This window comes from Actinocrinis sp. (assembly GCF_035650855.1).
Classification (GTDB): domain Bacteria; phylum Actinomycetota; class Actinomycetes; order Streptomycetales; family Catenulisporaceae; genus Actinocrinis.
Genome location: NZ_DASRGV010000055.1, coordinates 1 through 14,514 on the forward strand (window position 1 = coordinate 1; position 14,514 = coordinate 14,514).

Annotated in this window: 11 protein-coding genes; 9 read left to right on the forward strand and 2 right to left on the reverse strand. The window is 67.7% G+C overall.

Features of this window, described 5'->3' with window-relative positions:
- The 5 genes from VFB40_RS04475 to VFB40_RS04495 all read left to right on the forward strand — a co-directional run.
- On the forward strand, positions 1–911 hold a 911-nt coding region (locus tag VFB40_RS04475; RefSeq protein ID WP_324847987.1), incomplete at its 5' end, for a rhamnogalacturonan acetylesterase.
- A gap of 85 nt (positions 912–996) precedes the next feature.
- Complete coding sequence (locus tag VFB40_RS04480) at positions 997–2,343, forward strand: right-handed parallel beta-helix repeat-containing protein (RefSeq protein ID WP_324847988.1); 1,347 nt, start codon at positions 997–999, stop codon at positions 2,341–2,343.
- Between the two features lie 53 nt (positions 2,344–2,396).
- Positions 2,397–3,413: a glycosyl hydrolase 53 family protein gene (locus VFB40_RS04485; RefSeq protein ID WP_324847989.1), complete on the forward strand. Its 1,017-nt coding sequence runs from the start codon at positions 2,397–2,399 to the stop codon at positions 3,411–3,413.
- A 94-nt stretch (positions 3,414–3,507) separates the two neighbouring features.
- Positions 3,508–4,548 (forward strand): cellulase family glycosylhydrolase, encoded by a 1,041-nt coding sequence (locus VFB40_RS04490; protein WP_324847990.1) that lies wholly within the window; start codon positions 3,508–3,510, stop codon positions 4,546–4,548.
- A gap of 46 nt (positions 4,549–4,594) precedes the next feature.
- On the forward strand, positions 4,595–5,749 hold the full coding sequence (locus VFB40_RS04495; protein ID WP_324847991.1) for a ricin-type beta-trefoil lectin domain protein: 1,155 nt from the start codon (positions 4,595–4,597) through the stop codon (positions 5,747–5,749).
- 107 nt (positions 5,750–5,856) lie between these two features.
- Here VFB40_RS04495 and VFB40_RS04500 read toward each other — a convergent pair whose 3' ends face one another.
- Positions 5,857–8,628 (reverse strand): exo-rhamnogalacturonan lyase family protein, encoded by a 2,772-nt coding sequence (locus VFB40_RS04500; RefSeq protein ID WP_324847992.1) that lies wholly within the window; start codon positions 8,626–8,628, stop codon positions 5,857–5,859.
- Positions 8,629–9,121: 493 nt separating this feature from the next.
- On the opposite strand from VFB40_RS04500, the gene VFB40_RS04505 reads away from it, so the two are divergent.
- Genes VFB40_RS04505 through VFB40_RS04520 form a run of 4 tightly spaced genes read left to right on the forward strand, consistent with a single transcriptional unit; the run spans position 9,122 to position 12,807 of the window.
- The gene (locus VFB40_RS04505) at positions 9,122–10,306 is read left to right on the forward strand and encodes an ABC transporter substrate-binding protein (RefSeq protein WP_324847993.1); all 1,185 of its coding nucleotides are present in this window, start codon (positions 9,122–9,124) and stop codon (positions 10,304–10,306) included.
- Between the two features lie 29 nt (positions 10,307–10,335).
- Positions 10,336–11,298: a carbohydrate ABC transporter permease gene (locus tag VFB40_RS04510; RefSeq protein ID WP_324847994.1), complete on the forward strand. Its 963-nt coding sequence runs from the start codon at positions 10,336–10,338 to the stop codon at positions 11,296–11,298.
- Positions 11,295–12,200 (forward strand): carbohydrate ABC transporter permease, encoded by a 906-nt coding sequence (locus VFB40_RS04515; RefSeq protein ID WP_324847995.1) that lies wholly within the window; start codon positions 11,295–11,297, stop codon positions 12,198–12,200. Before VFB40_RS04510 ends, VFB40_RS04515 begins: the two co-directional genes overlap by 4 nt.
- 4 nt (positions 12,201–12,204) lie before the next feature.
- The gene (locus VFB40_RS04520) at positions 12,205–12,807 is read left to right on the forward strand and encodes a hypothetical protein (protein WP_324847996.1); all 603 of its coding nucleotides are present in this window, start codon (positions 12,205–12,207) and stop codon (positions 12,805–12,807) included.
- Here VFB40_RS04520 and VFB40_RS04525 read toward each other — a convergent pair.
- On the reverse strand, positions 12,804–14,393 hold the full coding sequence (locus tag VFB40_RS04525; RefSeq protein WP_324847997.1) for a family 43 glycosylhydrolase: 1,590 nt from the start codon (positions 14,391–14,393) through the stop codon (positions 12,804–12,806). The genes VFB40_RS04520 and VFB40_RS04525 overlap by 4 nt on opposite strands.
- Positions 14,394–14,514 lie beyond the last annotated feature (121 nt).

Below are 14,514 nucleotides of genomic sequence, written 5' to 3' on the forward strand. Positions count from 1 at the left end.
CGCCAGGCAATTACGAGGTGTCGGTCTCGATCGGAAGCAGCACCTCCGCCGGGCAGACGGCGATGTGGGTCGAGGCGCGGCGGCTCATGCTGCCGACGACCAGCACGGTAGCGGGCAGCGTGAAGCAGTATTCGTTCACGATCAACGTGCGGCAGCCGGAGGGGGAGCCGACCGGCGAGGGCGGCACCGGGACACCCGGGTTGGACATCCGCTTCACCGGTTCCAAGCCGGAAGTCTCGGCGGTGTCGGTGAAGCCGGCCAGCCATCCGCTGGTGGCGTATCTGGCCGGTGACTCGACTGTGTGCGATCAGCCGACAGCGCCCTACACCGGCTGGGGCCAGATGATCCCCGCAGCGGTGGGCCCCGGTGCCGTCATCGCGAACTATGCGGACTCGGGGGAGAGCTCCGGCAGCTTCCTGTCCAACCCCGTGCTGTTCCCGGCGATCGTCGCGAAGCTCAAGGCCGGGGACCTGGTGTTCATCCAGTTCGGGCACAACGACAAGACGACCAGCGCCGCGGACTATCGCAGCCACCTGACCACGATGGTGAACCAGGTGCGGGCGAAGGGCGGCGTGCCCGTTCTAGTGACCCCGCCGGTGCGTCACCTGTTCAGCGGCAGCCAGCTCACGTCCACGGCGTTGCATGTCAACAGCCTCGGGGTGAACCTGCCTGCTGAGATGCGGGCGGTCGGCGCGGCGCTGAAGGTGCCGGTGATCGACCTCACGGCAAAGAGCGCCGCGCTGGTCACCTCGCTCGGTCCGACCGCGTCCGCGGCGCTGTACCTGCGCGCGTCGGTCGACGGGGTCACCGACAACACCCACTTCTCTTCGTACGGCGCGACCCAGATGGCGGGCCTCGTGGTGCAAGGCATCCGGCAGCAGAACCTGTCGCTCGTCCCGTATCTCCGCTGATAGGCCTGGCGCCAATCTTCCTCATTCGCCGAACCCTGTACCGCGGCGCTGTCCGAACGAGAACCACCCACTTTATGGAGCGAGTATGAGACGAAGCACGCTTGCCGCAGGGACCCTGGCGGCCTGCGCGGTCACGATCGGCGCGACGGCCTTTGTCGCCGCCACGCCGGCGATCAGCGGCGCAGCCACGCTGCATACCTATTACGTGGCGCCGGGCGGCAGCGACAGCGCGGCGGGGACGCTGTCGGCGCCGTGGGCGTCGTTCGCGCACGCGCAGAGCGTGGCGCAGGCCGGGGACACGGTGTACTTCCGCGGGGGCACCTACACCTACACCCACGGGACCCGAAGCTGCACGAGTGGCACGGACCGGATCGATGCCATCACCCTCAGCAAGAGCGGTGCCTCGGGCGCGCCGATCAACTACGTCGCCTACGCGGGGGAGCGGCCGGTCTTCGACTTCTCCCATGTCACTGATAACTGCCGGATCAAGGGTTTCGACGTGACTGGCAGCTATCTCCACCTCAAGGGGCTTGAGGTGGAGGGCGTGCCGCAGAACAACTCGCTCAATCACGAGTCCTGGGGCGTGTGGATCTCGGGCAGCGACAACACCTTCGAGCAGCTCGACATCCACAACATCCAGGGCACCGGCCTGTTCATCCAGGACGGCGGCGGCAACCTGGTGCTCAACAGCGACTCGCACGACAACTTCGACCCACGCAGCTCCAACGGGGCCGGCCAGAACTCCGACGGGTTCGGGGCGCACATTCCCGCGGGCAATCCCGGCAATGTGTTCCGTGGGGACCGTTCGTGGTGGAACGGCGACGACGGCTACGACCTGATCAACGCGTTCTCGTCGGTGACCATCCAGAACTCCTGGGCCTGGCGCAACGGCTACCTGCCGGAGAGCACGACGCCGGCTCCGGCAGGTAACGGCAACGGTTTTAAGGCCGGCGGGTACGGCGGCAAGTACGTCTCGAACGGCGTCAAGCACACGATCGAGAACGACGTCGCCTTCGACAACAAAGTCTCGGGGTTCTACGCCAACCACCACACCGTCGCCGACGATTTCTTCAACAACACCGCGTACAACAACCACCCGGACTTCAACATGCTGGGCGTCTCCCCGTCCGGCGCGGCGATCGGGATCGGGAACCTGCGCAACAACATCGCCTACGGCGGCACGCTGACCTCGAACATGTCGGGAACGAACGCGTCCTACAACTCCTGGAACCTGAACGTCACGATGTCGGATGCGCAGTTCCAGAGCGTCTCGACCACCGGCTGGAACGCCCCGCGTCAAGCCGACGGCTCCCTGCCCAACCTGCCCTACCTGCACCTGGCGTCCAACAGCACCCTGATCGATCGGGGCGTCAACGTCGGCCTGCCCTACAACGGCAAGGCCCCCGACCTCGGCGCCTTCGAAACCCCCTGAGTCGGTCCGCGAACCTTCGAATCCCGCAACGATCACGGCAAAGGAGCGATGGTATGAGCGGGCAGTTGATCAGTAGGCGCACTCTGTTGCAGGGCGCCGCGGTCGGTGCGGGCGCGCTGGCGCTCGGGCAGCTCGGCACGGCGCAAGCGGCCTCGGCCGCCACCGCCTTCTACAAGGGCGCGGACATCAGCTGGGTGCCGCAGATGGAGTCGCAGGGCTTTTACTGGCGCAATGCCGCCGGTGTCCGGCAGGACATCCTGACGATCCTGAAGGGGTACGGGCTGTCGGCGATCCGGTTGCGCACCTGGGTCAATCCGGCGGGCGGGCACTGCGCCATCGGGGAGACCGCGGCCATGGCCCTGCGCGTGCAGGACGCCGGGATGGCGGTGAACATCGACTACCACTTCAGCGACACCTGGGCCGATGAGGGGCACCAGGTCCCGCCGGCGGCGTGGAAGAACATGAACTACAGCCAGATGCTCAGCGCCATGAAGAGCTACGTGAGCAGCACCATGAACGTGATCAAGAGCAAGGGCGTGACCCCGACCTGGGTGCAGATCGGCAACGAGGAGAACTCGGGGATCTGTCACCCAGTGGGCAGCGTGTCCAACCCGGCCCAGATGACCGGCCTGCTCAACGCCGCACACGACGAGGTCAAGCAGGTCTTCCCCAACGCCGTCGTCATGATCCATCTGGCATCGCCGCAGCACTCCTCGGTAGCAGCCTTCTTCAACGCCTACGCCTCCCACGGCGGCAAGTGGGACATGAACGGCTTCTCCTCCTACGGCAGCGCCAGCCTCGCGGCGAGCCTCGTGAACGACATGAAGTCGGTCTCGAACGCGCACGGCAAGCCGTACATGCAGGTGGAGTTCGGCGGGCCGGTCAGCAACCCCTCGGGAACCGAGACCACGCTGAAGAACTACCTGACCGCGCTCAAGAGCAACGGCGGGCAGGGATTGCTGTACTGGGAGCCGGAGGTCCTCTCCCAGTTCGCCGGTTACGGGATGGGGGCCTGGAACTCCTCGACCCGGGAACCGACCGTCATCATGAACGGCTTCGCGGCCGTCTGACCAAGGGTGCCGCCCCGGGCGTATCGCGCACCCGGGGCGTCGCCGCGTCGAAATGCACTGACACACCGCGGTCTCGATTCTGAAGGAGTACGAAATGAAGCCGGACAGACGCCGCCTCGGGCGCCTCAAGCCCCTCCTCCCGGTCCTCGCGATGCTGCTGAGCCTGCTCGGCGTGCAGGCGGTGGCCGGGACCGCCGCGCAAGCCTCCACCACCCAGTTCCACGGTGTGAACTGGGCCAATCCGAACGACAACTTCGTCACCGGCAACCTCGTTCCGGTGGGGCTGTCGAGCACCGACAGCTATGCGACCACGTACGCCAAGGCCACCTCGATTCTCAAGGGCTTCCAAGCCCTGGGCGCCAACACGGTACGCATGCCCTTCAACCGGGCGACGGTGAGCGGCAGTTGGTGGAAGAGCTACACCGCGGCATTCGACGCGGCGACGGCCCTAGGCATGAAGGTCGTGCTCGCTCCCTGGCTGCAAAAGGGTGTCATCGGCGACTCCACATCCTTCTATGCCATGTGGAACACCGTGATCAACAAGTACATCAACAACGGCAACGTGTACTTCGACATCATGAACGAGCCCAACGGCTACAGCGCCTCCAGTGAGGACAACGTGGCCGCGGCCTGGGTGGCGCACTTCCCGCAGGTCCCGCGCGGCCGGATCATGGTGCCGGGTTCCGGCGCGGATCAGACCCTGTGCACCGTGGGCGCCGACTCACGCCTCTCCGGGACGCTGCTCTCGATCCACATCTACGGGATGTTCGGCGACTCGCACACCACCGAGGCCGCGTGGACCAGCGACTTCCAGGGCCACCTGTGCGGCCACGCCAGCCGCGCGGTCCTGACCGAGTTCGGCGTTCCGATGACGACGGGAGCGAACTACGACGGGGCCCGCAACGGCAACAACGACCGCTCCTACCTGTATGCGATCACTGATACGGTGCGCGGCCAGGGCATCGGCTCGATCCTCTGGACCGGGGTGAAGACCGCGAGCCAGACCCAGGGCCCCGGCCCGTGCGAGAACGCCTCCTGCGCCATCACCTCCCTGCACGGCACCGCGCCGAACTACACCCTGAGCATCACCAATCAGTCAGGGCTCGACCGCCTTCACTACGGCTGGGGCCAGTAGTGGCGGCGGCACGACCACGAATCCGATGCACGCGGTAGGGGCGGGTATGGGCAGACAAACACGATGGCTCTCCGCGATCGTCGCCGTCGCGACCGCGTTGGCGGCCTGCGCCGCGGTGCTGACGCTCGGGACCGCGACAGCCAACGCGGAGTCCAACGGCGGCGTGAAGGTTATGCCGCTCGGGGACTCGATCACCCACGGATACACGGTGCCCGGAGGCTATCGCATCGGCCTGTGGCAGCGCTTCACCGCGAACGGTTACAAGGTCGACTTCGTCGGATCGCAGTCCAACGGCCCGGCCAGTCTCGGCGACCACGACCATGAAGGCCACCCCGGCTGGCGCATCGACCAGATCGACGCGGACATCGTCGGCTGGCTGGGCACCTACAAGCCGCATACGGTGCTCTTACACATCGGCACCAACGACATCAGCCAGAACTACAACCTGAGTACCGCTCCGAACCGGCTGTCCGCGCTGATCGACCACATCACCGCCGCCGCGCCGACCGCCGAGGTGTTCGTCGCGCAGATCATCCCGCTGGCATCGAGCAGCCTCAACGCCAAGGTGCGCACCTTCAACGCGGCGATTCCGGGCATCGTGCAGAGCAAGGTGAGCGCCGGCAAACACGTACACCTGGTGGACATGTACGACGCGGTGCCCACGTCCGACCTGGCCGACGGGGTGCACCCGAACGCGACAGGCTACGACAAAATGGCCGCCGTCTGGTACAAGGCGCTGCTCGCGGTACCTGGCAGTATCGGCACGTCGAGCCAGCCGAGCGGAAGCCCGAGCAGCAGTGCCGGCTCGGGTACCGGTCTGGTTCATGCGGTGGGTGCGGGTAAGTGCCTGGACGTGCCGAACGGCAGCCAGGCGAACAGCACCCAGTTGGATATCGCCGGGTGTAGCGGCGGCAGCGGCCAGCTGTTCGGCTACACCTCCTCCCGCCAGGTGAGCGTGTACGGCGGGGCGAAGTGCCTGGACGCCTACGCCAAGGGCACTACCGCCGGCACCAAGGTCGTCATCTACGACTGCAACGGCGGGGCCAACCAGCAGTGGCACCTCAACGCCAACGGCACGATCACCAGTGCCCAGTCAGGGCTCTGCCTCAGCGTGACCGGCGGCTCGACCGCCAGCGGCGCCCTGGTCGAACTGTGGACCTGCACCGGCGGCTCCAACCAGCAGTGGAGGCTCGGCGGCTGAGGAGGCAGCAGTAGCAAACGCGAGAACCAGGAGTCTGCGACAGACCGCGGTGCGGGACGGGCCCTCAAGCCCGTCCCGCACCGCGGTCTCTGCACTGCGCTACGGCGCTACGGCGCTTCCTGCGGTGCGATGCCGAGCAGGGCGATGATCGCGAGGGTGCGCTGGGCCGCGTCGTTGGTCGCCACGGTGTGGTCCGCGACCGAGGACGCGGGTATCTCGTTGATCGGCTCGATGGCCGCGTCGCCGGACACTGACACTGCCGCAGGCCAGGGCTGGCCTGCCGGATCGGTAAGGAGCTGCTGCCAGCCGCGCTGGCGGATGTTCGGCTCGTTGAGTTGCTCTCCGGCCCAGGCGGTCATCCGCGAGTAGATGGTCTTGAACACGCCCGGGTTGAAGGAGAACCCGTAGTGCGCGATCTGCTCGGCGGCCGGGGCCTGCACGTAGCGGGCGAAGTCCAGGTAGGTCTGCCGGAAGGCGGGCACGTCGACCAAGTCGAGGACCTCCCAGAGGGCCTGCTCGCCGAGGAAGGCCATCGACAGGTTGTAGCCGCCGGTGTAGTCGCCCTTGTTGAAGTTGTACAGGTGCGCGGTGCGCGGGTCGAAGCCGACCGCGCCGCCGGCCTCGCCGGTGAACAGCCCGGCCGGGAAGGTGGCGATATCGGCCATGCCGGTGGTGATCCGGTCGCGCCACTTCGTGTCCCCGGTGCGCTCCCACTCCGTAAGCCAGTTGCCCATCAGCGCGTACCAGTCCGGTCCGATGCGCACCCGCGCCGGGGCCAGGGTCTGCGGCGGCAGTACCTCGCGCAGCGGGTCGATCGAGACAAGGGTCTGATCCGCCTGAAGGCTCGTGCGGATCAGGTCGCCGAGCAGCTCGTCGGCGGTCAGGTAGTAGGAGAAGCGCTTGGTGTACGACTCGCCGACCCGCGCCTCCTTCGCGCCGTCGCCCCAGTGCGAGACGTTGTGGCGTGATCCGAGCCCCGCGAAGCGCCCGATGTGGTGCATGTCGACCTCGCTGACATGCTGGGTCATCGCGTGGGCGAGGCGGAACGCGACCGGGTCGCCGGAGCGCAGGAAGGCGTACCAGAGTGCTGCGTCGGTGCCTAGCTCCGCGTTGTCCCAGGCGTATCCGCCGACGTCGTAGCGCCACACGTGCCGGTCGGGGTCGTAGGTGTGCATGACGTCGCCGTAGTGCCAGAAGCCGTACCAGCTCCGCTGTTCCACCTCGGCGGCGTAGAAGGCGACGTCGTGCGCGATCGAGTCTTCCAGCTGGGCACGGCCCGGTGTGCTGCGGTCGATCAGGCCCCAGCGGCCGAACACCTTGGCGTCGTGGTACCACCGCGGGTCGGCCACCACCTGCGGCGGCGCGGTCAGGGCGGGGGCCAGCGCGGCGATCTGGTCGCGCGAGGGGGTGGTGTCGAAGGCCCACAGCCGCAGCTCGGTGGAGCGGGCCATCCCTTGCGGGGTGCTGAATCCGGCCTGTACGTCCTCGTATGCGAGGTCCAGGCCGTGCGCGGTGGTGTCGTAGTGCCGCAGGTCCATCGCGCCACCATGCGGCGACCAGGACCACAAGGTGACGGTCGCGTTGTCGGTAGCGGCGCCGCGCACGTCGAGTGAGCGGGGGAAGCGCTGCCAGAAGTCCCGCAGCCCGAAGCCGAGCCCGCCGCTGATGCCGCCGACATAGCCGAACCCTGACGCCCGATCGCCTTGGCCGGCGTGCTTGAGCCAGCTGCCCGCCGAGGAGGTGCGCTTCCAGATCGCAAAGTGCTGCGCCGACTCCTGGAAGAGGGTGAAGTCGTTCCACAGGGCCAGTTGCTGGTATTCGGAGGAGACGGTCGTGGCCCAGTCGGAGACCGGCGGCGTGGCCGTTCCGGCCACCTGCGCGGCGCGCACCGCGGCTCCCGGATCTCGGCGCAGTCCGGTCAGCACCCGCACCGGCTCGCCCCAGATTCCGCCGGACGCGCCGCCGAACCGCAGGTGCCGGTTGTGCGCCTCGTCCGCCATCGGGACCGTCAGCTCAAGGCCGAGCCCGCGCACGAACTCGCGCGTCTCGTCGGCGTCCCAGAGGAAGTTGTGCACCAGGCGGATCGAGTCGTCCCCGGCGCTCAGGTAGATCCGAAGCGTCCAGGGCAGGATGCCGCGGGCGCCGTTGCCCGCACCGCGAACGGGGCCGCGGTCGCGCAGGTAATGCCCGGTCAGCTTCAGCACCGCCCGAACCGGCCCGGACTGTTCGACGTCGAGATCTGTCACGACTCCGGTCCACGAGGTCCGGCGTGGCTCCGCACCGTCCTCGGAGTCCGGCGCGTCCTGCAGTAACAGCGTGAGCCGGCCATTGGTCGCGGTCGTTCGTCCGGCGCGCGCGATCGACGGGATGACGATCGGGCCCGAGCGCGCCACCCGCACCGTGATCACGCCATTGGTCAGAGTCGCGCCCGTGTGCGTGCGTGAGGCGGACACCGCGCGTGCGGGGGCGGCCGGATGACCGGGCGCGAGCGTATACGTGCTCGATGTCTCTCCCGCGCCGATCGCGTGCGCGCTCCACTTGATCGACCCGTCCGGCCAGAACGCCAGCGGCCAGGACTGCACCGGCGCGGCGCTGCCGTCCGCGCGGGTCAAGCCGAAGTGTGTGCGATGCGCGACCGTGCCGCGTGGCCACGGCACACCCCACGCCGTACCCGGGCCTGGAGCGGGAGTGCCATCGAGCCAATGCAGGGCAGCGCTCGGTGGCGGCTCCTGAGTTGTAGCGGTTCCGGTATCGGCGGTCGCGCCGGCACCGGAGCCGGTGCCGCTCGCGGCGTTGGCGGCGGTGGGGGAGAGCGCGGCCGCGGCGACGGCGGCGCTGGCAGTGAGGAACGTCCTGCGCGGAAGTTCGGAAGCGGACAATGCTTCGTCTCTCTAAGAGTCGTGGATGCGACTGGGAGCGCTCCCATCGAGAGGGCGCGGCTCAGGCGGTGCGCGAGGTGCTTCGGGTGCCGGGATTCTGCACAGGTGTTGACGTGTGCTGAGACCGCGTTAAGATTCGGCGGCGGTGAATCGATTCAAGCGCCAGGTTGCAGGAATCGTCAATACCACGCGCGTTCAACTAACGTTGCCGTCGAATGCGCGTCGAAACTTCATCGAAAAGCTGTCGAACGATCTCCCGCGTTCAGGCCGGAAGCTCGCCTGAAACACCATGCACGCTGCGCTATGAGAGGTTTCAATGAAAGTTTCGCGACGCGCTCGCGTCAGGCCATTTGATTTGGGAGGAATCGCGATGCTCCGCGCCCGGCGTCTTGGTACCGTTCACAGAACGGCCCTCCTGCTGGCCGTGGCCCTCGGGCTGACCGGCACGCTGAGCACGGCTTGCGGTTCTTCGTCCTCGGGGTCCGGGGGGCCGGTGTCGATCCGCTTCGTCTGGTGGGGCAACGCCGACCGGGCCAAGGCGACCAACGCCGCCGTGGCCGCGTTCGAGAAGGCGAACCCCGGCATTACCGTGCACACCGAGTACGCGAGCTACGACGCGTATTTCCAGAAGCTGGCCACTCAGGTGGCCGGCGGAGACAGCCCGGACCTGCTTCAACTGGACCGCGCCACGTTGGGGGAGTACCGGCAGAAGGGCGTCCTGCTGCCGCTCGACTCATACGTCGGCAAGACGCTGCACACCTCAGGGCTCTCCCCGCTGCTGCTCGCCTCCGGCAAGATCGCGGGCAGCCAGTACGCCGTTCCCGGCGGCCAGACCACGCAGATGCTCGTCTATGACAAAACCCTGTGGAGCCGCGCCGGGGTGACTCCACCCGCGAACGGGTGGACCTGGGCGCAGTTCACCACGATGAGCGAGGCGGTCGGCAAGGCTACCGGCACGCCGGGCAGCACCGACTTCGGTTGGGCGATCGACTGGTTCGAGGTCTACCTCGCCCAGCACGGCAAGCACCTGTACACCTCGGACGGCAAGCTCGGCTTCACCGCAGACGACCTCGCCGCGTTCTGGAATCTGACGGCGACGATCCGCTCCGGCGACGGCCTGAGCAAGCCCACCGCCACCACCAAGATGGACGGCTCGACCGCGAATTCGGCGTTGGTGACCAAGCAGGCCGCCTCCGAGATCAACTATGACTCGAACCTGACTGGATATCTGGCCTCTTACAACGGGGGCACGCTCGCCGAGGCGCCGCTGCCGAGCGACAATCCCGCCGTGTCCGGGTTGGCCGCGATGCCGCCGGTCTCCTTCGCGGTCTCCAAGCGTTCCGCACACGCCGACGCGGCGATCAAGCTGCTCGACTTCCTCACCAACGACCCGGGCGCCGGCGCGATCCTGGGCACCACGCGCGGTATGCCGCCCAACCTGTCGATCCGCGCGTCGGTGTGCGCGAACGCGAGCGCGTCGACCAAGGCCGTGTGTGCCTACGAGGACACAGTGAAGAACATCGTCGGCCCCTCATTCGGCAACTGGCCGACCGGATCTGCGGCGATCAAGCGGGACTTCCAGCAGATCTACGACGATGTCATCTTCGGCAGGACGAGCGTGTCCGCGGCCGCCGCGCGCGTGGTCGGTGACGCCCAACAGACCCTCAGCCAGCCGTGACCAGCTCAGCTGCCTTGCATGAGACCAGCGTGAGCGGCGGCGGACCCGGCGCGGCGAACGCGGACGACCGGCGGCGGGCGGCCCGCCGCCCTCGTTCCCCGCTGCGCCGTGGCGAGGGCCGCGTCGCCTGGCTGCTGCTCTCGCCGTGGACCGTGGGCGCGCTGCTGCTCACGATCGGGCCGGCGGCCGTCTCGCTCTACCTGTCGTTCACTGACTATGACCTCTTCGATGCCCCGCATTGGATCGGGCTGCGCAACTACACCACGATGTTCACCCATGATCCGCGCTACTGGGACGCGGTGCGCGTGACGGCGCGCTACGTCGTGCTGGTTGTGCCGATCAAACTCGCGCTCGCACTCGCCGTCGCGCTGCTGCTCAACCGGAAGCGAGTCGGCCAGGGCTTCTACCGCTCGGCGTTCTACGCCCCGTCGCTGTTGGGAGCCTCGGTCGCGGTCGCCTTGGTATGGCGGGCGCTGTTCAGCACCGGAGGCACCGCGGACCGTCTGCTCTCGAACATCGGCATCCACACCGGCGGCTGGATCGATCAGCCGCAGTACGCGCTGTACACGCTCGTACTGCTCGGCGCGTGGCAGTTCGGTGCGCCGATGGTGATCTTCCTCGCGGGTTTGAAGCAGATCCCCGGCGACCTCTACGAGGCGGCCGCGATCGACGGCGCGGGCCGGATTCGTCGGTTCTGGTCCGTCACCGTGCCGATGCTCTCCCCGGTGCTGCTGTTCAACCTGGTGCTCGAGACAATCCACGCCTTCCAGGCGTTCACCGGCGCGTTCATCGTCTCCAGCGGGCGCGGCGGGCCCGGTGACTCAACCCTCTTTTACACTCTCTACCTTTACCAGCGCGGATTCACCGACTTCCGGATGGGCTACGCCGCCGCGATGGCCTGGATCCTGTTGCTCGCGCTGGGCGTCCTGACCCTGGTGCTGTTCGCCACCGCGCGGCGCTGGGTCTTCTACGCGGGACAGGAGCGCTCATGACCGCCGAACCGGCCGCGAACCCGGCGGGCCAGCCTCGCGGGCCGCTGCCGACCGCAGCGCGGTCAGCGGCGCGCGCCCGCAAATCCGTGCTCTGGCACGCCTGCGCGATCGTGGCGCTGCTCGTTCTGCTTTACCCGATCGTGTGGCTGATCAGCGCCTCGTTCAAACCCGCCGACGAGGTCCTGTCCAACCTCTCCCTGCTTCCGCGGCACCCCACCGCCGACGGCTACCATCAGGTCTTCTCCGGAATCGCGGACTACAGCGTCTGGCACTACTTCGGCAATTCGCTGCTCGTCTCGGTCGGCGCCGTGGCCGGGAACGTGATCTCCTGCTCGCTGGCTGCCTACGCCTTCGCCCGGCTGCACTTCCGGGGCCGCGGCCCGCTGTTCGGGTTCGTGATCGCGACCATCATGCTGCCGCAGCACGCGGTGCTCATCCCGCAGTACATCCTGTTCCAGAAAATGGGCCTGGTGAACACGTTCTGGCCGCTGATCCTGCCGAAGTTCCTGGCCGTGGACGCGTTCTTCGTCTTCCTGATGGTCCAATTCATCAGGACCCTGCCGCGCGAGCTCGACGAGGCGGCCACGCTCGACGGCTGCGGTCCGCTGCGCATCTTCCGGCACATCATCGTGCCGCTGCTGCGCCCGGCCCTGATCACGACCGCGATCCTGACCTTCATCTGGACCTGGAACGACTTCTTCACGCAGCTGGTGTACCTCAACGACGCCGACAAATTCACCCTTCCGCTGGCGCTGCAGATCTTCATCGACCAGACCGGGCAGTCCGCGTACGGGCCGATGCTCGCGCTGTCCGTGCTCGCGCTCGTGCCGATCGCCTTGTTCTTCCTCGCGTTCCAGCGCTTCCTGCTGGACGGCGCGACCAACTCGGGCCTCAAGGGGTGAATTCATGACTCGAGCGCGTGGTTTCACTCTGCTCGCCGAGGTACTTCTGATCGGCGTGATGACTACGATCGCCGCACTCGGTATCGTCACCGCGTTCGGCGCGCTGGCGGCCGGATGCGCGTCGCTGCGCGAGTACCTGGAGCGGGACGTGGCGCCCAGCCCGCGCCGCTATCTCAGTCTGCTGCGTGCCGCGTCGCGTGGCGCGATCCCGTTGCTCGCGCTGCCCGTCCTGCTCGCCGTTGTCGCGCTGGATCTGCTCGCCTGGCGTGCCGGAATGCCCGGCGGCCGCGTCCTCGGCCCCGCCGCCCTCGCGGTAAGCGCCTTAGCGGTCGTCATCGGTCTGCGCGCCGCGGCGAGCTGGAGCCCGGAACCCGACGACGTCCGTCAACCGGTGCGATGGAGCACCCTGCTGTCCGGCGCGGGCAGCGAAGCGGCTTCCGATTGGCGTGGCAGCCTGCTGATCGTCGCTGCGCTGGCAGTCTGCGCAACGCTCGCCTTGGAAATCCCCGTGCTCGCGCTTACCGTGCCAGGCCTGCTCGTGTTCGCAGCCGTGGCCGTACGTGCCCGCGCCGCCGGATCGGCGGCGCGGGCGGCTGTCGGCGGCTAGCCAGTCTTGACCAGGCTGAAGTCGTCGGCGTCGACCCAGTTGCCGGAGCTGCCGTTGGAGGAGACACCGACCTGGATGGACCCGTTGGTCACGGTGATGCCGGTGATGCTCACCTGGGTCCAGCCGCCGATCGATCGGTTGATCGCGTAGTCCTTTTCAGTCCCGCCGGAGTTCTTGGCGTACAGGTTCGCAGACTGCTGTCCGCCGCTGCTCTTGACCCAGGTCGAGAGGGTGTAGGTGCCGTTGGGCAGCGTGATGTTCTGGTGGATGTCGCCGGTGGAGGTCTCCTGCATCGTCCAGCGTCCGGTGTGCCCGCCGGAGTGGTTGGCCACGTTGGCAGTGCTGCTCCATCCGGCCATCGTGCTGGTGGAGACGCGGTCGGCTTCGAAGCTGGGGTTGAGCACGTAGTTGTTGCCCGCGCCCACCGACCAGGTGCCGGCGGCGGCGTCCACGTTCCATTGGCTGAGCGAGTGGAAGGTGGGGGTGGTGCCGTTGAAGGTGAGCGGGACCCACTGGTTGTAGCCGATGCCGTTGCCGGCGAAGTCGGCCCACCGGTCCCCGCCGAAGACGACGAAGGAGCCTGACGTGCCGTTGACCGCGAACGCCAGGCCGGTCTGGGTGACGTGGGAGAAGTCCGCATCGGTGCCCTGCAAGACGAACTCGGCGCCGTAGCCGCTGTTCACCTTCGAGGAGTCGATGCAGTAGGTGTGCGAGGCGTTCCAGCCGTGCAGGTCCGAGGAGCAGAAGTAGTAGGTGCCGGCGTGCTTGAACATGATGTTGCCCTCGCGCCCGCCCGCGGAGCTGTTGTAGATGTTCACCGCCGGCTGCACCTGCAGGAAGTCGGAGGGGCGCAGCTGTGCGACGTACAGGTGGTTGCGGCCGCTCTTGTTGCTGAAGGCGAGGTAGGCCTGGCCGTTGTCGTCGACGAAGATCGACTGGTCGCCGGACATGCCGGTGGTGACGTTGCCGATGCTCGACTGGGTGGCGGCGCGGGTGAAGTGGCCGTTGGGGGTGCTGCTGGTGCCGAACACCAGCCCGCTGCCCGCTTGGGCGATCAGCACGTACTTTCCGGTGTTGGGGTTGTGCATGATGCCGATGCGCCCGACCCAGCCGCCGCCGGTGTCCGAGGGGGTCATCGCGTTGCCCTCGAACTTCCAGTGCACCAGGTCGGTCGAGGAGTAGCAGGTGATCGCGCTGATCGAGACGTCACCGCTCTTGCCCGCGGCCGGGTTGTTGTAATAGGTGACCGCGCCGTTGTACTTCGCCCCGTACCAGTAGTACGTGGAGCCGACCTGGATCACCCCGCCGCCCTGGGAGTAGATCGGGTTGCCGGAGGTGTCCTTCCAGAACACGTCGTTCTGGATCGTCGCACCGGTAGCGGCGGCCGCGGCGCGGTTGCCGACGGTGCCCGCCGCGGTGCCGGCCACCGTGCTACTGGCTGCCTTGGTGCCGACGGCGCTCGCGCTGGTGGTCACGGTGACCGCGGCCAGGCCGGCGGTGCACAGCACTGCGGCGAACGCCGCCGCCAGCCGCCGTCGAGCGCGGGGCGCGGTGCCGGGTGCCGCGCAGTCGCTGGATTTCGCCATGAGGGATTGTCCTTTTCGTGAGGTGATCAGTGCGCTGCGATGCCGGATGACGCTCCCGGCCGGGCGATATCGAAGCGCGGGATGGGATGGGATATGGAAAGCCTTGATATTTCGGGCCGGT

Coding starts and splice junctions, on each gene's coding strand:
- VFB40_RS04485 (WP_324847989.1), top strand. CDS start 2,397: ATGAGCGGGCAGTTGATCAGTAGGCGCACTCTGTTGCAGGGCGCCGCG.
- VFB40_RS04480 (WP_324847988.1), top strand. CDS start 997: ATGAGACGAAGCACGCTTGCCGCAGGGACCCTGGCGGCCTGCGCGGTC.
- VFB40_RS04515 (WP_324847995.1), top strand. CDS start 11,295: ATGACCGCCGAACCGGCCGCGAACCCGGCGGGCCAGCCTCGCGGGCCG.
- VFB40_RS04525 (WP_324847997.1), bottom strand. CDS start 14,393: ATGGCGAAATCCAGCGACTGCGCGGCACCCGGCACCGCGCCCCGCGCT.
- VFB40_RS04495 (WP_324847991.1), top strand. CDS start 4,595: ATGGGCAGACAAACACGATGGCTCTCCGCGATCGTCGCCGTCGCGACC.
- VFB40_RS04490 (WP_324847990.1), top strand. CDS start 3,508: ATGAAGCCGGACAGACGCCGCCTCGGGCGCCTCAAGCCCCTCCTCCCG.
- VFB40_RS04520 (WP_324847996.1), top strand. CDS start 12,205: ATGACTCGAGCGCGTGGTTTCACTCTGCTCGCCGAGGTACTTCTGATC.